This is a genomic window from Klebsiella sp. JN_Kp122, from assembly GCF_040062085.1.
Taxonomy (GTDB): Bacteria; Pseudomonadota; Gammaproteobacteria; order Enterobacterales; family Enterobacteriaceae; genus Klebsiella; species Klebsiella aerogenes.
Window position 1 is genome coordinate 177,792 of the sequence record NZ_JBEAHW010000017.1, and the last position, 21,054, is coordinate 198,845.

General features: G+C 55.7%; 15 protein-coding genes. 7 read left to right on the plus strand and 8 right to left on the minus strand.

Annotation, left to right across the window (positions count from 1 at the left end):
• Window positions 1–34: 34 nt before the first annotated feature.
• From lptD to apaH, 6 genes are all read left to right on the plus strand, one after another.
• On the plus strand, window positions 35–2,380 hold the full coding sequence (gene lptD, locus ABLU78_RS06255) for an LPS assembly protein LptD (protein ID WP_048230111.1): 2,346 nt from the start codon (window positions 35–37) through the stop codon (window positions 2,378–2,380).
• A 54-nt stretch (window positions 2,381–2,434) separates the two neighbouring features.
• Window positions 2,435–3,721 carry a peptidylprolyl isomerase SurA gene (gene surA, locus ABLU78_RS06260; RefSeq protein ID WP_045397288.1) on the plus strand — a complete coding sequence of 429 codons (1,287 nt, stop codon included), beginning with the start codon at window positions 2,435–2,437 and terminating at the stop codon, window positions 3,719–3,721.
• Window positions 3,722–3,833: 112 nt separating this feature from the next.
• Window positions 3,834–4,814: a 4-hydroxythreonine-4-phosphate dehydrogenase PdxA gene (gene pdxA / locus ABLU78_RS06265; protein WP_048230109.1), complete on the plus strand. Its 981-nt coding sequence runs from the start codon at window positions 3,834–3,836 to the stop codon at window positions 4,812–4,814.
• A complete protein-coding gene (rsmA, locus tag ABLU78_RS06270; RefSeq protein WP_015368291.1) occupies window positions 4,811–5,632 on the plus strand; it encodes a 16S rRNA (adenine(1518)-N(6)/adenine(1519)-N(6))-dimethyltransferase RsmA in 822 nt (273 codons plus the stop codon). The genes pdxA and rsmA overlap by 4 nt, the downstream gene beginning before the upstream one ends.
• A gap of 2 nt (window positions 5,633–5,634) precedes the next feature.
• Window positions 5,635–6,012 carry a Co2+/Mg2+ efflux protein ApaG gene (gene apaG / locus ABLU78_RS06275; protein WP_015368292.1) on the plus strand — a complete coding sequence of 126 codons (378 nt, stop codon included), beginning with the start codon at window positions 5,635–5,637 and terminating at the stop codon, window positions 6,010–6,012.
• A gap of 4 nt (window positions 6,013–6,016) precedes the next feature.
• Window positions 6,017–6,865 carry a bis(5'-nucleosyl)-tetraphosphatase (symmetrical) ApaH gene (gene apaH / locus ABLU78_RS06280; protein ID WP_015368293.1) on the plus strand — a complete coding sequence of 283 codons (849 nt, stop codon included), beginning with the start codon at window positions 6,017–6,019 and terminating at the stop codon, window positions 6,863–6,865.
• Between the two features lie 631 nt (window positions 6,866–7,496).
• Here apaH and folA read toward each other — a convergent pair.
• The 3 genes from folA to kefF form a co-directional block, all read right to left on the minus strand.
• Window positions 7,497–7,976 carry a type 3 dihydrofolate reductase gene (folA, locus tag ABLU78_RS06285; protein WP_032713333.1) on the minus strand — a complete coding sequence of 160 codons (480 nt, stop codon included), beginning with the start codon at window positions 7,974–7,976 and terminating at the stop codon, window positions 7,497–7,499.
• A gap of 197 nt (window positions 7,977–8,173) precedes the next feature.
• A complete protein-coding gene (kefC, locus tag ABLU78_RS06290; protein WP_048230107.1) occupies window positions 8,174–10,039 on the minus strand; it encodes a glutathione-regulated potassium-efflux system protein KefC in 1,866 nt (621 codons plus the stop codon).
• Window positions 10,032–10,565, minus strand: coding sequence for a glutathione-regulated potassium-efflux system oxidoreductase KefF (gene kefF / locus ABLU78_RS06295; protein WP_015704370.1), 534 nt, complete (start codon window positions 10,563–10,565; stop codon window positions 10,032–10,034). Before kefF ends, kefC begins: the two co-directional genes overlap by 8 nt.
• Before the next feature lie 382 nt (window positions 10,566–10,947).
• Between kefF and ABLU78_RS06300 the strand changes: the two genes are divergently transcribed.
• Window positions 10,948–13,788, plus strand: a complete 2,841-nt coding sequence (locus tag ABLU78_RS06300; protein ID WP_171824483.1) for an autotransporter outer membrane beta-barrel domain-containing protein — start codon at window positions 10,948–10,950, stop codon at window positions 13,786–13,788.
• A gap of 50 nt (window positions 13,789–13,838) precedes the next feature.
• On the opposite strand, the gene ABLU78_RS06305 is transcribed toward ABLU78_RS06300, so the two are convergent.
• The 5 genes from ABLU78_RS06305 to citG form a co-directional block, all read right to left on the minus strand.
• Entirely contained in the window at window positions 13,839–14,072 is a 234-nt protein-coding gene (locus ABLU78_RS06305; RefSeq protein ID WP_015704368.1) for a YgdI/YgdR family lipoprotein, read from the minus strand.
• 167 nt (window positions 14,073–14,239) lie between these two features.
• Window positions 14,240–17,464, minus strand: a complete 3,225-nt coding sequence (carB, locus tag ABLU78_RS06310) for a carbamoyl-phosphate synthase large subunit (protein WP_015368300.1) — start codon at window positions 17,462–17,464, stop codon at window positions 14,240–14,242.
• Window positions 17,465–17,481: 17 nt separating this feature from the next.
• Window positions 17,482–18,630 carry a glutamine-hydrolyzing carbamoyl-phosphate synthase small subunit gene (carA, locus tag ABLU78_RS06315; RefSeq protein ID WP_015704367.1) on the minus strand — a complete coding sequence of 383 codons (1,149 nt, stop codon included), beginning with the start codon at window positions 18,628–18,630 and terminating at the stop codon, window positions 17,482–17,484.
• Window positions 18,631–19,085: 455 nt separating this feature from the next.
• The gene (dapB, locus tag ABLU78_RS06320) at window positions 19,086–19,907 is read right to left on the minus strand and encodes a 4-hydroxy-tetrahydrodipicolinate reductase (protein ID WP_048230105.1); all 822 of its coding nucleotides are present in this window, start codon (window positions 19,905–19,907) and stop codon (window positions 19,086–19,088) included.
• A 227-nt stretch (window positions 19,908–20,134) separates the two neighbouring features.
• Window positions 20,135–21,043, minus strand: coding sequence for a triphosphoribosyl-dephospho-CoA synthase CitG (gene citG / locus ABLU78_RS06325; RefSeq protein WP_015704364.1), 909 nt, complete (start codon window positions 21,041–21,043; stop codon window positions 20,135–20,137).
• Window positions 21,044–21,054 lie beyond the last annotated feature (11 nt).

Here is a 21,054-nt window from a genome sequence, read left to right on the forward strand (position 1 = left end):
CTGCCACAAGATGACGGAACAACAAATAAAACGTATGAAAAAACGTATCCCCAGCCTCCTGGCCACCATGATCGCCAGCGCCTTGTATAGTCAACAGGGCATGGCCGCCGATCTCGCCACGCAATGTATGCTTGGCGTGCCAAGCTATAATCGTCCTCTCGTTGAAGGGAAGCCTAACGATCAACCGGTGACGATTGATGCCGATCATGCGAAAGGCAACTACCCCGATAATGCCGTGTTTACCGGCAACGTTGATATTAATCAGGGGAATAGTCGCCTGCAGGCCGACGAGGTACAGTTGCATCAGCAGCAGCCGGCGGGACAACCGCAGCCGGTGCGTACCGTTGATGCGCTTGGCAACGTTCATTACGACGACAACCAGGTCATTCTGAAGGGACCAAAGGCGTGGTCGAACCTGAATACCAAGGATACCAACGTCTGGAAAGGCGACTATCAGATGGTTGGCCGTCAGGGGCGCGGTACCGCCGACCTGATGAAACAACGCGGCGAAAACCGCTATACCATTCTGGAAAACGGCAGCTTTACCTCTTGTCTGCCGGGTTCTGATACCTGGAGCGTCGTCGGCAGCGAGGTTATCCATGACCGCGAAGAGCAGGTTGCCGAAATCTGGAACGCGCGCTTCAAGCTTGGCTCCGTCCCTATTTTTTATAGCCCGTATCTGCAGCTCCCGGTCGGCGATAAGCGCCGCTCCGGCTTCCTGATCCCCAACGCCAAATACAGCACTAAAAATGGCGTTGAGTTCTCGCTGCCCTATTACTGGAATATCGCGCCGAACTTCGACGCCACCATTACGCCGCACTATATGAATAAACGCGGCGGCGTAATGTGGGAAAACGAATTCCGTTATCTGACCCAGGCGGGCGCAGGTTTATTCGAATTCGATTACCTGCCTTCCGATAAAGTGTACGAAGACGATCACTCCAACGACAGCAACAGCCGCCGCTGGATGTTCTACTGGAACCACAACGCGGTTATCGATCAGGTGTGGCGTCTGAACGCCGACTACACCAAAGTCAGCGACCCGGATTACTTTAACGACTTTAGCTCTAAGTACGGCTCCAGTACCGACGGCTACGCGACGCAGAAATTCAGCGCCGGTTACGTTAACCAGAACTTTGACGCCACCGTGTCGACCAAGCAGTTCCAGGTCTTCGACCGTAGCTCAAGCAACTCCTACGCTGCTGAGCCTCAGCTCGATATTAACGCCTACCAGAATGACGTCGGTCCGTTCGATACTCATCTGTATGCGCAGGCGGTGCACTTCGTCAACACCAACGGCGATATGCCGAAAGCAACGCGCCTGCACATGGAGCCGACGATCAACCTGCCGCTGTCTAACGGCTGGGGAAGCATCAATACCGAGGCGAAGCTGCTGGCGACCCACTATCAGCAGAGTAATCTCGATCAGTACAACACCGCTAACGGTACCGATTACAAAGATTCGGTTAACCGCGTGATGCCGCAATTCAAAATCGACGGCAAAATGGTCTTCGAACGCGATATGCAGGAAGGGTATACCCAGACCCTGGAACCGCGCATGCAGTACCTGTACATCCCGTATCGCGACCAGAGCCACATTGGCGTCTACGACTCGACACTGCTGCAGTCCGACTATAGCGGCCTGTTCCGCGACCGCTCCTACAGCGGCCTTGACCGTATCGCGTCAGCTAACCAGGTCACCACCGGCGTCACATCTCGCGTATATGATGACGCGGCCGTTGAACGTTTTAATATTTCCGTTGGTCAAATCTACTATTTCACCGAGTCTCGCACCGGTGCGGACAACATCAACTGGGAGAATAACGACACCACGGGTTCACTGGTCTGGGCCGGCGATACTTACTGGCGTATCACCGATAACTGGGGTTTACGCGGGGGGATCCAGTATGATACGCGTCTGGATAACGTCGCAACCGGCAACGGAACCATTGAATACCGCCGCGACGAAAACCGCTTAGTGCAACTGAACTACCGTTACGCGAGTCCGGAATATATTCAGGCGACGCTGCCTTCGTATTCCACCGCTCAGCAGTACAAAGAAGGTATTTCTCAGGTGGGTATGACCGCCAGCTGGCCGATTGTCGATCGTTGGTCAGTGGTCGGCGCGTACTACTTCGACACCAATACCAAAAAAGCGGCTAACCAGATGTTAGGGGTGCAGTACAACTCTTGCTGCTACGCTATCCGCCTTGGCTACGAACGTAAGATCAACGGCTGGGATAACAACAACGGCGGCGAGAGCAAATACGACAACACCTTCGGTATCAACATCGAACTGCGTGGTCTGAGCTCCAACTACGGTCTTGGCACCCAGCAGATGCTGCGCTCGAACATTTTGCCGTACCAGAGCTCGCTGTAAGGCGTCTGGTTTAAAACGTAATCCGCATTTGCGGTTAATTGAAATGGAAAAAGTATGAAGAACTGGAAAACGCTGCTTCTCGGTATCGCCATGATCGCGAATACCAGTTTCGCCGCCCCGCAGGTGGTCGATAAAGTAGCGGCTGTCGTCAATAATGGCGTTGTTCTGGAAAGCGACGTCGATGGTCTGATGCAGTCGGTGAAGCTCAACGCTGGTCAGGCGGGACAGCAGCTGCCGGATGACGCGACCCTGCGTCATCAGATCCTCGAAAGATTGATCATGGACCAGATCGTTCTGCAAATGGGTCAGAAAATGGGCGTGAAAGTCAGCGACGATCAGCTTGACCAGGCCATCGCCAACATAGCCAAACAGAACAACATGTCGATGGATCAGATGCGTAGCCGTCTGGCCTATGAAGGCATCAACTACAACACCTACCGTAACCAGATCCGTAAAGAGATGCTGATTTCGGAAGTACGTAACAACGAAGTGCGCCGCCGTATCACCGTGCTGCCGCAGGAAGTTGAAGCGCTGGCTAAGCAGATTGGCGATCAGAACGATGCCAGCACCGAGCTGAACCTGAGCCACATCCTGATCGCGCTGCCGGAGAACCCGACCTCCGATCAGGTTGCGGCTGCGGAAGAGCAGGCGAAGTCCGTCGTTGAACAGGCCCGTAACGGCGCTAACTTCGGCAAACTGGCTATCACCTACTCTGCTGACCAGCAGGCGCTGAAAGGCGGCCAGATGGGCTGGGGGCGTATTCAGGAGCTGCCGGGTATCTTCGCTCAGGCGCTGAGTACCGCGAAGAAAGGCGATGTTGTCGGTCCGATTCGTTCCGGCGTCGGCTTCCATATCCTGAAAGTTAACGATATGCGCGGCGGCAGCCAGAACATCTCCGTCACCGAAGTTCATGCCCGTCACATCCTGCTGAAGCCGTCGCCGATCATGAATGACGCCCAGGCCCAGGCAAAGCTGGAGCAGATTGCGGCAGACATTAAGAGCGGTAAAACGACTTTCGATAAAGCGGCGAAAGAGTTTTCTCAGGACCCGGGCTCCGCCAACCAGGGCGGTGACTTAGGCTGGGCGACGCCGGATATCTTCGATCCCGCGTTCCGCGATGCGCTGATGCGTCTGAACAAAGGCCAGACCAGCGGCCCGGTTCACTCCTCCTTCGGCTGGCACCTGATCCAACTGATGGATACCCGCAACGTCGACAGAACCGACGCCGCGCAGAAAGACCGCGCTTACCGCATGCTGATGAACCGCAAATTCTCTGAAGAAGCGGCAACCTGGATGCAGGAACAGCGCGCCAGCGCCTACGTCAAAATTCTGAGCAACTAAAGTTCTCCCCTCTCCATGTCTTTAAGGCATAGCGGGAGGGTAGACCGGTCGCCCCAGCAACGGCTGGGGTCGACTGCGCAGCCGGGCCACCCTGGCCCGAAGGAACGTTTCTATGCAACGTGTTGTTATCACTCCCGGCGAACCCGCGGGGATTGGTCCCGATCTTGTCGCCGAGCTTGCGCAGCGCGACTGGCCGGTTGAACTGGTTATTTGCGCCGATGGCGCCCTGTTAACTGACCGAGCCTGCCAGCTCGGTCTTCCTTTATCGCTCCTCCCTTACGATCCAACGCGCCCTCCGCAGCCGCAGCGGGCAGGAACGCTCACGCTGCTTTCCGTTCCCCTCAACGCGCCGGTGCAGCCGGGCGTGCTCAATGTCGAGAATGGCAGTTATGTGGTGGAAACGCTGGCGCGCGCCTGCGATGGCTGCCTTAATGGCGAATTCGCGGCGCTGATTACCGGGCCGGTGCACAAAGGCAACATTAACGACGCCGGTATCGCCTTTACCGGTCATACCGAGTTCTTCGAAGAGCGCGCTCATGCCAGTAAAGTGGTGATGATGCTGGCGACCGAAGAGCTGCGGGTCGCGCTGGCCACGACCCATCTTCCGCTAAAGGCAATAAGCGAGGCGATTACGCCGGAGCTGCTGCGCGAAGTGATTACCATCCTGGATGCCGATCTGCGGCATAAATTTGGCATCGCTCAACCGCACGTGCTGGTTTGCGGCCTGAATCCCCACGCCGGCGAAGGTGGCCACATGGGGACGGAAGAGATCGATACCATCATTCCGGTGCTGGAAGAGATGCGGGCGAAAGGCATGAATCTTAGCGGTCCACTGCCTGCGGATACCCTTTTTCAGCCAAAATATCTCGATAATGCCGATGCGGTACTCGCGATGTACCACGATCAGGGCCTGCCCGTGCTAAAATACCAGGGCTTTGGCCGTGGCGTGAATATTACGCTCGGTTTACCTTTTATTCGTACCTCCGTTGACCACGGTACCGCGCTGGAATTAGCCGGTCAGGGAAAAGCGGACGTCGGCAGTTTTATCACGGCGCTTAATCTCGCCATCAAAATGATTGTTAATACCCAATGAATAATCGAGTCCATCAGGGCCATTTAGCCCGTAAACGCTTCGGGCAAAACTTTCTCAACGATCAGTTCGTGATCGACAGCATTGTCTCGGCCATCAATCCACAGAAAGGCCAGGCGATGGTCGAAATCGGCCCGGGTCTCGCCGCGCTGACCGAACCGGTCGGCGAACGCCTCGATCAATTAACCGTTATCGAGCTGGACCGCGATCTGGCGGCCCGCCTGCAGACGCATCCGTTCCTCGGGCCTAAGCTGACCATTTACCAGCAGGATGCGATGACCATGAACTTCGGCGAACTGTCGGAGAAAATGGGCCAGCCGCTGCGCGTCTTCGGCAACCTGCCGTACAACATCTCAACGCCGTTGATGTTCCACCTCTTCAGCTATACTGATGCCATTGCCGATATGCACTTTATGCTGCAGAAGGAAGTGGTTAATCGTCTGGTTGCCGGGCCGAATAGTAAAGCGTATGGTCGTTTAAGCGTAATGGCGCAGTACTACTGCCAGGTGATCCCGGTACTTGAAGTCCCGCCGACCGCCTTTACGCCGCCGCCAAAAGTGGATTCCGCCGTCGTGCGCCTGGTGCCGCACCGCACCATGCCGTACCCGGTGAAGGATGTCCGCGTGCTGAGCCGTATCACCACCGAAGCCTTCAATCAGCGCCGTAAGACCATTCGTAATAGTCTCGGCAATCTGTTTAGCGTTGAAGTGCTGACGGAGCTGGGCGTCGACCCGGCGGTACGTGCGGAAAATATTTCTGTAGAGCAGTACTGTAAGATGGCCAACTGGTTATCCAACAATCTGCCTTCGAAGGAGAGCTAACCATGATTAATTCGCCTCGTGTTTGCGTCCAGGTGCAAAGCGTCTATATCGAATCGCAATCTTCTCCGGAAGAAGAGCGCTACGTCTTCGCTTACACCGTCACCATTCGCAACCTGGGGCGGAGTCAGGTTCAGCTTCTCGGCCGCTACTGGCTCATCACTAATGGACACGGTCGCGAGACGGAAGTCCAGGGTGAAGGGGTGGTCGGCGAACAGCCGCACATCCCTGCCGGCGAAGAGTATCAATATACCAGCGGCGCGGTTATCGAAACGCCGCTGGGCACCATGCAGGGTCATTATGAGATGATTGATAGCAACGGCGTGCCGTTCAATATCGAGATCCCTGTCTTCCGTCTCGCAGTTCCAACGCTTATACATTAAAACAATGGCTACATACCTTATTGGCGACGTTCATGGTTGCTACGATGAACTGATCGCATTGCTGGAGCAGGTGGAGTTTAACCCTGATACGGACACGCTGTGGCTCACCGGCGACCTGGTCGCACGCGGCCCCGGCTCTCTGGAAGTGCTGCGGTTTGTGAAAACGCTCGGCGATAGCGTGCGCATCGTATTAGGCAACCATGACCTGCACCTGCTGGCGGTATTTGCCGGCATCAGCCGCAACAAACCCAAAGACCGCCTGACGCCGCTGCTGGAAGCGCCCGACGCTGACGAACTCCTTAACTGGCTGCGTCGCCAGCCGTTGATGCAGGTGGACGAAGAGAAAAAGCTGGTGATGGCTCATGCCGGCATCACGCCGCAGTGGGATCTGGAAACCGCCAAACAGTGCGCGCGCGATGTCGAAGCCGTGCTGGCCAGCGACTCCTATCCGTTCTTCCTCGACGCGATGTACGGTGATATGCCGAACCACTGGAGCAATGAGCTCAGCGGCCTGGCGCGCCTGCGCTTTATCACCAACGCCTTCACCCGCATGCGCTATTGCTTCCCGAACGGCCAGTTGGATATGTACAGCAAAGAGGCGCCGGAAGACGCGCCTGCCCCGCTGAAGCCATGGTTTGCCATTCCGGGCCCTGTCGCTCGCGAGTACAGTATCGCCTTTGGCCACTGGGCGTCGTTGGAAGGCCGCGGTACGCCGGAAGGGATCTACGCGCTGGATACCGGCTGCTGCTGGGGGGGCGATCTGACCTGCCTGCGCTGGGAAGATAAAACGTATTTCACCCAGCGTTCAAACCGCCAGAAAAGCCTCGACGAAGGCGAAGCAGTCGCCTCCTGAGTCGCTCCCGGATAGCGGCGCGCTGCGCCTTATCCGGGCTACCCGCGGCGCCGTTTGTTTACCGGGTGGCGGCTACGCCTTACCCGACCTACGGCCTGTACCGTTGTGAGCTGAAGCTCTCAACTCTACCTCTCTCCCCATGGCTACTGAAACTGCCGGTGTTGGTGGCCTCAAAATCGCTGAGACGTTCCCGGCAGGCCGGGGCAGCCCGCATGGATGCGGGCTGAGGGCCGTGATTTGCAAGGACGCAGCCTCGGCCCGACCCGAAGCCTGCAGGGATAAGTCGAAGGCACCACGAAGTGGCGATTTTGGCGGCCAGAGCCCGGGAGTACAGAGGGCGGCGGCGACTGGCCGCCCTCTGTGCGCTCCCTGCGCCATGAGAGACATAACGCAGAAGAAATATCGGGAGCGCAATGTGTTCGGAAACAGCACAGAACAACCGCTTTTCGAGGAGCGAAACCATTGCAAACTGATAACAGTATCTACCCACGGCGCCGTTTGTTTACCGGGTGGCGGCTAACGCCTTACCCGGCCTACGGCCCGTACCGGACGGTAATCGGGAGATTCCTGATAAAACAAAACCCCGGCCACGCCTGACGCGACCGGGGTTTTTTAATCCATGCGATTTCGCTTAACGCCGCTCGAGGATCTCGAAGCAGTAACTATGGGAGTTTTGCGCATCGGCATCGTGGAACTCGCTGAATACCGACTCCCACTCGTCCGGATCGTAATCCGGGAAATGGGTATCCCCTTCCACTTCCGCATCGATATGGGTCAGGTAGAGTTTGTGCGCTTTTGGCAGGAACTGCTCGTAAACGCGGCCACCGCCGATCACCATAATCTCTTCCGCGTCGCCGCAGGCGGCAATCGCTTCATCAACAGACTTCACCCACAGCACGCGATCGTCGCTGCCTGGCTTGCTACTGATAACGATATTTTTACGTCCTGGCAACGGGCGACCGATGGATTCCCAGGTCAAACGCCCCATTACCACCGGCTTGTTTAAGGTGTTACGTTTAAACCAGGCGAGATCGGCAGGCAAGTCCCATGGCATAGCGTTCTCCATGCCAATTACGCGATCTACAGCTAACGCCGCAATCAGACTAATCATTGAAAATATCCCGAATGCAAAAAATTGCCGCCACTATACGGAAAGCGTAATACTTCGTCGACTGAACGAAGAGTAAAGAATAAGAAAATTTTTAGATTTGCTGGCGAGCCCACGTAACCCTCATGAGCCGCCAGATCAGGAACTAAATTGAAAACAAAATGTTAGCTGTAAAGTTAACGCAACATCTGCTTACCACCTCAGGTTGAAGGCTTATTGTCCGGCTCATCACGGACGTCTCCGGTGTGCCGCCCTTCTTCAGTACCTTGCCAACCGTGGCGCTGCACCAGCGACAAATGATTACGGTCCTCGTTGATGATGCCGGTAAGCATATCGCTGGTCCGTTTAAATACCGCCACCCGCGAGGCGGCGTCATTTTCCGCCATCGCCACCATCTCTTCCACCATCTGCTGGTTGAAGCGGCGGAATAAATCGGCACGCTCGCGGGCCTCATAAGCACCAAGGCCCAAGGCTTCCAGCGTCATACGACCGCTTTTCAGCGCCGATTCGAAGGTCTCACGCTCCGGTGCTTCCACCCCGGCCTGGCGCAGCTGAATGTAGTGATCGACATCGCGGGCGCGCGAAATGATCTGCAGATGCGGGAAGTGCTCTTTCGCCAGCTCCACCAACTGCAGGCTGGCCTGCGGATCGTCGATGGCGTTAATCAGCACTTCTGCCTTTGCCGCCCCTGCAGACTCCAGCAGGTCCACACGCGTAGCATCGCCGTAAAACACCTTCATATCGAATTTGCGCAGGGTATCAACGTGGTCCGGATCGTGATCGAGGATAACCATTTTCACGCCACTGGAAAGCAGCACGCGCCCGGCAATCTGCCCATAGCGGCCAAAACCGGCGATAATCACTCGCGGCTGCTCTTCGTCAATCTCGTCCGCTTCGCGCTCCTGGCCGCTGGCGGATTTCTCCATCCGCGTCAGCAGCACGAGTAGGATTGGCGTTGCCGCCATCGATAGCGCCACCGCCAGCGTCAACGCCTTCGCCCACTCACTATCCAACACATCGGCCATCTGCGCGGCGCCGAAGACCACGAAAGCGAACTCACTCCCCTGCCCCAACAACACGGCAAACCAGCGGCGCTGCGCGCGCGGCACTCCCAGTGGTTTAGCAATCAGCCATAGCATCAGAGCCTTAATCGCCAAAAAACCCACCAGCAGGATCAGGATACGTAGCGGATGGGTGACGAGGGTGCCGAAGTCAATAGACATACCGACGCCAATAAAGAACAGCCCCAACAGCAACCCTTTAAACGGTTCGATATCGCTCTCCAGGGCATGACGGTATTCCGAACTTGCCAGAAGCACCCCGGCAAGAAACGCGCCCATCGCCATCGACAGCCCGACTTCCTCCAGCAGCAATCCGAAGCCGAAGACCAGGAACAGAGCCACGGCGCTGAATACTTCGCGCAGGCCGGAACGGGCAACGAAGCGCAGCACCGGCCGGGTCAGATAGCGCCCTAACAGCACCACCAGCGCCAGCGCGCCGGCCACTTTCAACGCCGACAGCGCAAACGCGGCCAGGGTCGTTGAGCCACCGCTGGCCGCCAGCAGCGGAATCATCGCGACCAAAGGAATAGCAGCGATATCCTGGAACAACAGCACGGCAAAAGCGCTACGCCCCAGTTGCGTCACCGTCAGGTTACGTTCATTCATCGCCTGCATAGCAATCGCCGTTGACGACAGCGCCAGCGTCATTCCGATCAGCTCCGCAACCTGCCAGCGCAAGCCAAGCAGCATGCAGAACAGGCCGATAAACGCGCCGCACACCACCATTTGCAGCGCGCCGCCGCCAAATACCGAGGCGCGCAGCTTCCATAAGCGCTGCGGATCCAGCTCAAGACCGATGACAAACAGCATCAGTACGACGCCGATTTCGGCGAAATGCAGAATCGCCTCTGCGTCAGTGACCAGTCGCAGTCCCCACGGGCCGATAACGCAGCCGGCGATCAAATACCCCAGTACCGACCCCAGCCCCAGACGCACGGCGATCGGCACGATAAGCGCAGCGGATCCGAGGTAGATCAGCGCCTGTATTAGCGTATGGCTATCCATTGTTATGCGCCTCCTGCCATTCGATTAAGCGTTGACGATAATGACGGGCCTGCGCCTGCAGCGTTTCGTCATCGCAGATAAAGGTACAGTGCATGGCAAACGGCGGCAGCCATTTCATGCCACAGTACAGCGCCGTCGCCTGCAGAGGCTGCGCCAGCACGTCAAAGCCGGGGAATGAACCAATATCGAAATGGCTTTCGCCGCCGCCGGTAGTAACCGCCCACATCAGCGATTTACCATGCAACGCAATACCATTGTGGCCGTACGCCCAGCCGTGAGACAGCACTTTATCCATCCACAGTTTTAGCAGCGGCGGTACGCTGTACCACTGCATTGGATGCTGCCAGATAACCAGATCGGCGCGCGCCAGCGCCGCCTGCTCGGCAGCGATATCGATATTGAAGTCGGGATATAGCTCATAGAGGGAGCGTATCTCTACGCCATCAAGCGTCCCTGCTTGCTCAAGCATCCGTTTATTCGCATGCGAGTGATGCGGATAAGGATGCGAGTAAATTATCAGAATCATGAATGGGCCTGTCTTTTGTATTCTTGTAGCAGTGAGTGTAGACAGTTAACTCGCTCACTGAAAGGGGGTAATGACGAGAGAAAAGTCAATCGCAGCAGATGATCAACCTGTTGGTCATTACAAAATTTAGGCTAAAAAAAGAGAATTAAAGGAAAATAAAGGTAAGAAGAATTCGCCATACGAATTTATCATTAGGAATAATACAACCACAATATATTTTAAGATGGAATTAATACATTATTTAAAAAATAAAACTATACACCCTGCATTGAGCAACCAATAATTTTACGCTCTTCATTTTGAGCCCCGCGACTTTATACTAAAAACAATCTCTAATAGATAGCGTTATCCGGAAACGCTATTCACGCAAATGGATGTGTACATGAGCAATAAACACTTTGAACTAAACAGAACAACCAAAACGCTGGCAAGGATATTTCCCACCTTATTAATGGTTACGCCAATAGTCGTCAGCGCAGCCACAATTGACCAGTCAACCTCCGTGCCGCAAGACTTCTCGGCTGATACCGAATACGTTATTAATCGGGATGTCACCGTCTCATCCACGGAGAACACCCCGGCAGTTTCCGTTAGCGGAATGAACGTCAAAAAAATCACCAATGATGGCAATATTTCCGGAATGGGAATAGGATTGAATATTAACATCGATGGGCAATCCGTTGAAATAAACAATAATGAAAATGCAATTATTTCATCTGAAACCGATAATGCCGTTAACATGCAATCAATGGCGGGTACCTTTAATAATAGTGGTATCATTACTGGCGCCAACAACGGTATTTTCATTAGTGAAGAGTCATCGGCAATTAGCATCACCAATACCGATACCGGCGTGATCACCGGGAAAAACGGCCTGAGTTCGCAAATTGCCGTCGGATTAGATAACAGCGGCGCCATCACCGGTACCGCTGGCGATGGTATTGCGTTAAGCGACGGCAACAGCAAAATCAACAACAGCGGCACCGTACAGGGCAGCGAGAACGGGATCAACGTTGTTGATAGCGCGAAAGCCGATATCATCAACAGCGGTTTACTCGGCGGCGGCGGTACGGCCGTCATGTTTGCCAGCAGCAAACATAACAGCCTGGTGCTCAATACCGGTTCCTCGCTCATCGGCGATGTCATCTCCACGGGCTCAACGGGTAATACACTCTCGCTGGTCGGTTCTGGCACAGAAGACAGCAACTTCGTCGGCCTGAATGACGGCGACGGTTTTGCCTCCGTGAAAATGAACGGCGAGGCCTGGACGCTCACCGGCAACCTCGACATCATCGGCAGCGGCGATTCCCTCCAGGTTAATAGCGGCCAGTTAACGCTGGCGGGCGCTGTCGCGAATAGCGGCAACACGCTGGTCGCGGAAGCGGCCACGCTACAGTTGGGCAACGGGCAGAAAACCGCGACCCTCACCGGCAGCATGACCAACAATGGCACAGTGATCTTCAATCAGGGAAGCGACTCTACGTTTGCCACCAGCATCATCGGTAGCGGCAACGTGGAAAAAGTCGATGCCAATACCCTGACCTTAACCGGCACCAATAGCTATACCGGTAATACCCTTCTGAAAAGCGGCACCACTCTGGTCGCGGAAGGCGCCACTCTCGGTGTCGTCGGCAGCGACGCCACCCTCACCATTGACAATGGCGCGCAATTTGCCAGCGCAGGCGAAGTGAATAACAACATTGATATTCTCAGTGGCGGTATCCTCGCGGCGTGGAATGCGGTTGAAGGTAACGCAACGCTAAGAACATCCGGCGTCGATACGATTAACGGCAATGTGACCAACAGCGGTACGCTGTTACTCAGCGCCGCCGATAATAGCGTTGGCAACAATTTTACCATTAACGGCGACTATACCGGTTCCGCCGGCAGCCAGATCGTAATGAACAGCACCCTCGGCGAAGACAGCTCGCCGACCGACCATTTATCAATTACCGGAAGCAGCTACGGCCAGTCTGGCGTCAGCATCGCCAATATCGGCGGGCTGGGCGCGCAAACCGTTAATGGTATGGAGATTGTCAGCGTCAGCGGCAGCTCAGAAGCACAGTTAACCTTATCCAAACCGGTTGTCGCCGGGGCTTATGAATACGGTCTGTATCAACACGACAACGGCAACTGGTATCTGGAATCCAAAGCGACCCCGTCTGACGATCCGTCGGATGATACTGACGATGGTGACAGCGGCAGCGATAGCGGCACTGATGGCGGCAGTGGCACTGATGGCGACAGCGATAACGGCAGCAATACCGATAATGGCGGTCAATCCGCGCCAGAAGTGATGGCGCCGGAAGTCGGCGCTTATCTGGGTAACTACCTTGCTGCGCAGAGTATGTTCCTGCATAAACGTGACGATCGCGACCAGCTCACGTTCCGCAACGAAGACAATCTGAACACCTGGATGTACGTTAAGGGCCGCTATCATGAGAACGATGCCGGCGGCGATAAAGTCAGCTATGACACCACTACCACCGTGCTTCAGGTCGGCAGTGATTTCATGAGCAAGCCGATGGACAAAGGGATACTGCGTGCCGGCGGCATGTTTGGCGCGGGCCAGGCGAAAACAGACTCGGATGCGAAACACAACGTGCGTGACGCGCAGGGTAAAGTCGACGGTTTCAACGTTGGCCTGTACGCGACCTGGCAGGAAGATCCGAAATTACGTCTGGGCAGCTACATCGATACCTGGGCGTCCTACAGCTGGTATAACAACACGGTCACCAGCAATCGCAACAATGAAAAGTATGATAGCAAAGGCTTTGCCGCCTCTGTCGAAGTCGGCCATGCATGGGTGCTCCCTTCAGACAATGCGCGTACCTGGAAGATTGAACCTCAGGCGCAGATGATCTACAGCTATCTCGATCAGGAAAATCATACCGATCCGGATGGCGTGCGGGTAACGACCGTGGATAACAATAGCCTGTTTGGCCGTCTCGGCGTGAAGAGCAGCTATTTCGAGCAACACGATGTTAAAGCGTGGCAGCCTTATGTCGCCGTGAACTGGCTGAAAGGCGCGGGTCAAAACGATCTGGCATTCAATGGCGAAAAAGTCAGCAACGATACGCCTGACGATCGCGGTCAGTTAGAGCTGGGCGTAACCGGTAATGTGAACGAGACGACCACCATCTCGCTGCGCGCCAGCGGCGAATGGGGTGAAAACAGCTACGCCGCGTATGGCGGCCACATTCTGCTGAATCACCGTTGGTAATCGCTATACACTGAAAGGTAAAAAGCAGTGGCCGAAGCCACTGCTTTTTTTTAGTTATCCAGCTCGTCCATTGACTTCACCTGGTCGCGATTAATCTGCTCCACGCGACCGGTTTCCGCATTTTTGTAGGATACCAGGCCTGTATCATCATCGACCTGCGGCTTACCGCTGGTCACAATTGTTTTGCCATCTGTCGTTTTGAGCGACTGATTTGATGAGCAACCTGCCACAAATACCATCGCCGTTGCCGCCAGCGCGGATGCCACCAGAATTTTGTTCCGCATTGTATCCTCCTGTCTTTTCATCAATTGGTATCGTTATCGTGCTAACTATAGTTAGCCTGACCCAGCAGGCAGATAAAAGCAGAACTCTCCGAAGATGATTGCCGTAAAAAAAAGGGCCGACGATATCGTCAGCCCCTATGTGTCGCTATCCGGCCCGGCCGGTACGCTTATTTAGTGATTTGCGCGTGCATTTCCTGCACCGAAATAACCTTCTCGGTCGCATCGGCATTCAGCGCCATCGCGGTGGCGAAGCCGCCGTTCAGGGTGGTGTCGTAATGCACCTTGTACTGCAGCGCGCTGCGGCGAATCAGCTTGGAGTCTTCAATCGCCTGACGTCCTGCGGTGGTGTTGATGATGTAGGTATACTCGCCATTTTTGATACGGTCCTGAATGTGCGGACGACCTTCATGCACCTTGTTCACCAGACGCGGGTTGATACCGGCTTCACCCAGAACAATCGCAGTGCCGTGGGTTGCATCCAGCTCGAAACCCTGTTTCAGCAGTTTTGCCGCCAGGTCGACAACGCGCTCTTTGTCGCCTTCGCGAACGGAGAGCAGCGCGCGCCCCTGTTTCTTCATCGTGGAGTTGCTGCCCAGCTGCGCTTTGGCGAACGCTTCCGCGAAGGTGCGGCCCACGCCCATCACTTCCCCGGTAGAGCGCATTTCCGGCCCTAACAGCGGGTCAACGCCCGGGAATTTGTTGAACGGCAGCACCACCTCTTTCACCGAATAGTACGGCGGGATGATTTCTTTGGTGACGCCCTGCTGCGCCAGCGTTTTACCGGCCATTACGCGTGCCGCCACTTTCGCCAGCGGTACGCCGGTGGCTTTCGAGACGAACGGTACGGTACGCGCCGCGCGCGGGTTGACTTCAATCAGGTACACTTCGTTGTTTTTCACCGCGAACTGTACGTTCATCAGGCCGCGAACCTGCAGTTCGAAGGCCAGTTTCTGCACCTGCTCACGCATCACATCCTGAATCTCTTTGCTCAGAGTGTAGGCTGGCAGAGAACAGGCGGAGTCGCCGGAGTGCACGCCCGCTTGTTCGATGTGCTCCATGATGCCGCCAATCAGCACCATTTCGCCATCGCAGATAGCGTCAACGTCGACTTCAACCGCATCGTCGAGGAAACGGTCCAGCAGTACCGGCGCATCGTTGGAGACGCTCACCGCCGTCTGGAAGTAGCGACGCAGGTCAGCTTCGTCATAAACGATTTCCATCGCGCGGCCGCCAAGTACGTAAGATGGGCGAACCACCAGCGGATAGCCGATCTCTTTTGCCTTCTCAACCGCTTGCTCAATCGCGGTCACGGTGGCGTTCGCCGGCTGCTTCAGTTTCAGGCGGTCAACCGCATGCTGGAAGCGCTCGCGGTCTTCAGCGCGGTCGATGGCGTCCGGGCTGGTGCCGATAACCGGCACGCCTGCGGCTTCCAGTTCACGCGCCAGCTTCAGTGGGGTCTGGCCGCCGTACTGCACGATGACGCCTTTCGGCTTCTCGATGCGCACGATTTCCAGTACGTCCTCCAGCGTTACCGGCTCGAAGTACAGACGGTCGGAAGTGTCGTAGTCGGTCGAAACGGTTTCCGGGTTACAGTTGACCATGATGGTCTCGTAACCGTCTTCGCGCAGCGCCAGCGAGGCGTGTACGCAGCAGTAGTCAAACTCGATACCCTGGCCGATACGGTTCGGGCCGCCGCCGAGAACCATGATTTTATCGCGGTCAACGGACGGATTAGATTCGCACTCGTCTTCATAGGTGGAGTACATGTAGGCGGTATCGGTAGCGAATTCCGCCGCGCAGGTATCCACGCGCTTGTAGACCGGGTGCAGGTTGTAGTGATCGCGCAGCTTGCGGATTTCCGCTTCGCGCACGCCCGCCAGTTTCGCCAGACGCGCATCGGCAAAGCCTTTACGCTTCAGGTGGCGCAGGAAGTCAGCGTCGAGGCCGTTGATGCCCACAGCCGCCACTTTCTCTTCCAGGCGCACCAGCTCTTCGATTTGTACCAGGAACCAGCGGTCGATATTGGTCAGGTTGAAGACGCCGTCGACGGAGAGGCCCGCACGGAAGGCATCAGCGATGTACCAGATACGCTCGGCGCCCGCGTCTTTCAGCTCGCGGCGGATTTTGGTCAGCGCTTCCGGATCGTCGAGGCTGACTTTCGGGTCGAAGCCGGTGGCGCCCACTTCCAGGCCGCGCAGCGCTTTCTGCAGAGATTCCTGCTGCGTGCGACCAATCGCCATCACTTCGCCGACGGATTTCATCTGCGTGGTCAGACGGTCGTTAGCGCCAGCAAATTTTTCAAAGTTAAAGCGTGGAATTTTGGTCACAACATAGTCGATGGACGGTTCGAAGGAAGCCGGAGTACGGCCGCCGGTAATGTCGTTCATCAGCTCATCGAGGGTGTAACCTACCGCCAGCTTCGCCGCCACTTTGGCAATCGGGAAGCCAGTCGCTTTTGAGGCCAGCGCCGAAGAGCGGGAGACGCGCGGGTTCATTTCGATAACGATAAGGCGACCATCTTTCGGGTTCACCGAGAACTGTACGTTAGAACCGCCGGTTTCCACACCGATTTCACGCAGTACCGCCATCGAGGCGTTACGCATGATTTGGTATTCTTTGTCGGTCAGGGTCTGCGCCGGGGCGACGGTGATGGAGTCGCCGGTGTGAATCCCCATGGCATCGAAGTTTTCAATCGAGCAGACGATGATGCAGTTATCGTTCTTATCGCGCACCACTTCCATCTCGTACTCTTTCCAGCCGATCAGCGATTCATCAATCAGCAGTTCGTTGGTCGGAGAGAGATCCAGGCCGCGTTCGCAGATTTCTTCGAACTCTTCGCGGTTATAGGCGATACCGCCGCCGGTGCCGCCCATAGTAAAGGACGGACGGATGATGCATGGGAAGCCAACTTCAGCGGCCACCGCCAGCGCTTCTTCCATGGTGTGCGCAATGCCGGAACGCGCGGTGTCGAGACCGATTTTTTTCATCGCCACGTCGAAGCGACGGCGGTCTTCCGCTTTATCGATCGCATCGGCGGTCGCGCCAATCATGGTCACGCCGAATTCTGCCAGCACGCCCTGACGTTCCAGCTCCAGCGCGCAGTTCAGCGCGGTCTGGCCGCCCATGGTCGGCAGCACCGCGTCCGGGCGCTCTTTTTCGATAATTTTACGCACCACTTCCCAGTGAATCGGCTCGATATAGGTCGCATCGGCCATTTCCGGGTCGGTCATGATGGTCGCCGGGTTAGAGTTCACCAGAATAACGCGGTAACCCTCTTCGCGCAGGGCTTTACAGGCCTGGGCGCCAGAGTAGTCAAACTCACACGCCTGACCGATAACAATCGGGCCCGCGCCCAGAATCAGGATACTTTTTATGTCTGTACGTTTTGGCATGGCTCTTTTACTCCTGATTATTTCGCGGACTGACGGTATTGCTCAATTAACTCGATAAAGTGGTCGAACAGCGGCGCGGCATCGTGCGGGCCCGGGCTCGCTTCAGGGTGCCCCTGGAAGCTAAACGCCGGCTTGTCGGTACGATGGATCCCCTGCAGGGTGCCGTCGAACAGCGACTTGTGGGTCACGCGCAGGTTGGCAGGCAGCGTCGCTTCGTCAACGGCAAAGCCGTGGTTCTGAGCGGTAATCATCACTACATTGTTATCGATATCTTTAACCGGATGGTTACCGCCGTGGTGGCCGAATTTCATCTTAATGGTCTTCGCGCCGCTCGCCAGCGCCAGCAGCTGATGGCCGAGACAGATGCCAAAGACCGGAATATCGGTGGTGAGGAATTTTTCAATCGCCGCGATGGCGTAATCGCACGGCGCCGGGTCGCCAGGGCCGTTAGACAGGAAAATACCGTCCGGATTCAGCTTAAGCACGTCTTCTGCCGACGTTTGCGCCGGAACGATAGTCAGGCGGCAGCCGCGGTCAACCAGCATCCGCAGGATATTGCGCTTGGCGCCGAAGTCATAAGCCACGACGTGGAACGGCAGATCGCTTTCCGCCTTCGCTTCCGGCAGGTCGCCTGCCAGTGTCCAGCTCCCCTGGGTCCAGGCGTAAGTCTCTGCGGTCGTGACCTCTTTCGCCAGGTCCATGCCGTTCAGACCAGGGAATGCCTGGGCTTTTTCCAGCGCCAGTTGGGCATCAAGATTATCGCCGGCGATGATGCAGCCATTCTGCGCCCCTTTCTCACGCAGTAAACGCGTCAGCTTACGGGTATCGATATCAGCAATGGCCACAATGTTATGGCGCTTCAGGTAAGAAGAAAGGTCTTCGGTATTGCGGAAGTTGCTGGCAATCAGCGGCAGGTCGCGAATGACCAGACCTTGTGCATGTACCTGAGAAGATTCTTCATCGGCGGCGTTGGTGCCGACATTGCCAATATGGGGATAAGTAAGAGTGACGATTTGGCGGGAATAGGAAGGATCAGTGAGGATTTCTTGATAACCGGTCATTGAAGTATTGAAAACGACTTCCCCAACCGCCGTGCCGGTTGCCCCGATGGCCCGACCGTGAAACTGGGTTCCGTCTTCCAGAACCAAAAGCGCTGACTTAATCAAAACATCCTCCAGAGAATATTCACTCACTTTATTTGCATATTAATTCAGACATAGATCTGAATCAATGCAAATTTTTGCCCGCAGAATTTTGGCAAACGGCGGCATTCTGGAGAGATGTCGGGTAAAAGTCAACTTAAAGCAGATATTTTTAACCTTATTTTACGCCACTGGCGCGTAACGGGCGATTTTTACGGTAAAAAGATCAACTAACCTGGTTGAGAAAACGCTTGCGGGCGTGGAAAACTGTAAAATCAGTCACCGGAGGGGAAAAAAGTGGACCAGATGGTCAAAATTTACAATCCAATAACCATAAATCATGAGATAAGTCAGATTTTTAAACCACTAACAAAGAAAAACAGTTCAAGATGCAAAAATAAAAAAGGGCAATAAAATATTGCCCTTTGCAATCAATCACATATTGAATGCAATAACCACATCACGATGGGTAATAATCATTATAAAGCATTCAGATTAAGCACATCTTTCATGTCAAAGAGACCACTTTTTTTGTCTTTCAACCACAAAGCAGAACGAACGGCGCCATTGGCAAAAGTCATCCGACTGGAAGCCTTGTGGGTAATTTCGATACGTTCCCCGATATCGGCGAACATCGCCGTATGTTCGCCGACGATGTCGCCCGCGCGAACGGTAGCAAAGCCAATGGTACCCGGAACGCGTTCGCCGGTATGACCTTCACGACTGTAGACGGCGCAGTCCTTCAGATCTTTGTTCAATGCCCCGGCGATCGCCTCGCCCATCGCCAGCGCGGTACCTGATGGCGCATCCACTTTATGCCTGTGGTGCGCTTCGATAATTTCGATATCGGTATAATCGCCCATCACCTTCGCCGCCTTCTCCAGCAGCTTTAACAGCACGTTGACGCCAACGCTAAAGTTAGCGGCAAAGACGATGGCAATGTCCTGCGCGGCATCGCTAATCGCCTGCTTTCCGGCATCATCAAAACCGGTGGTGCCGATCACCATCCCTTTGCCGTGCTGACGGCAGAAAGCCAAATGGTTGAGCGTGCCTTCCGGGCGAGTAAAATCGATTAAAACATCGAAATCATCGTTTACCGCCGCCAGGCTGCTTTGTACCGTAACGCCTGATTTGCCTGCGCCTGCCAGCTCGCCCGCATCGCTGCCCACCAGGCTTGAACCTTCGCGCTCCAGCGCCGCGCCAAGCGCCACGCCTTCCATCTGCAGCGCAGCCTGTATTAACTGGCGTCCCATCCGGCCTCCCGCGCCGGCGATGGCCACGCGGATTTGTGCATCTTGCATAGCTATTCTCTTTTGTTAACTTCACGTGAATTGTTTTCAGAGTAACCAGCCCGTTGCATAGCCGCTACTCAAAAACGCCGATAATTAGAAATTTATGACAAACGGCGGTCGATATCAGTAAAAACTATATGATTGTGCCGCGATTCGGCGTTTAAGTAGTGGAATTCGGGTGGGGGTACGGTAGCGCCCCGCCCGCGCGGTGCGGGCTAAGGCGTTGTTGTACTAAATCAAAGAGGGAAAAGCTCACCGGCGGGAAAAGCGGACAAAAACCAGGTTACCGCCAACAAATCGGCGCTGCCGCCGGGGCTAAGGTGGCGGGCAATCAGTTCGTCATCGAATTGACGCAACGCCTCCAGCCCGCCGTCAGCCATGACGCCGCCCTGCCACAACAGCCGCTGCGCCTCCTGCTGCACAAAGTTCAGGCCGGCAAGCCCGCCGCGTGAGACCAGATTGGTGTCATCATTCCACGCCATCAGATGCAGCAAGGTTTGCAGCAACGCCAGGTTGCTATCGCCAGTCTCTTCCATCATGCGGTTGAACACCGGTAGCGCCTGGGTACGCACGGTACGAAAGCCGCTCTCAGCCTCGCCGCGGGCGCCGGAGAGACCATAACGTAGAAAATGGGCTTCGCCTTTGCTTAACGGTTCGCCGCTGGAAGCGGAGAGTTCTTGCATAACCATGCCGCGACAGAATCGCGCCACCTGGTCGCACAGCCGATGCTGTTCAATCGGTTCGCCTTTCGATACCAGCCTTCCCGCCGCCGCGCTCAGCAAACCGAAAGCGAAGATCGCCCCGCGATGGGTATTCACTCCGCCGGTGGCCTCCAGCATATCGTTCTCGCAGGCCATTCCCACCGGACGCAGCATCATTAACACCTGTTCCGGCACGATCGCCGCGGTATCGTGGCCCATGATGAAAAATTTCTCCATCCACGGCGCCACCACCGCGGTACTGGCCTCAAACGAGGCCAGGTCCATATCGTGATGGGCGCCAGCGTTACGAATATCCACCAACCCGGGCTTTGGGGTCAGGCGAACTTCGGTCAACAGCGCGCGCTCTACCGCGCTGACCACCTCTTCAGCGTTCAGCGGTTTCACGCGCAGCGAACGCTGCGGATTGATTAACACTTCGCTCATTGCCTTTCCCC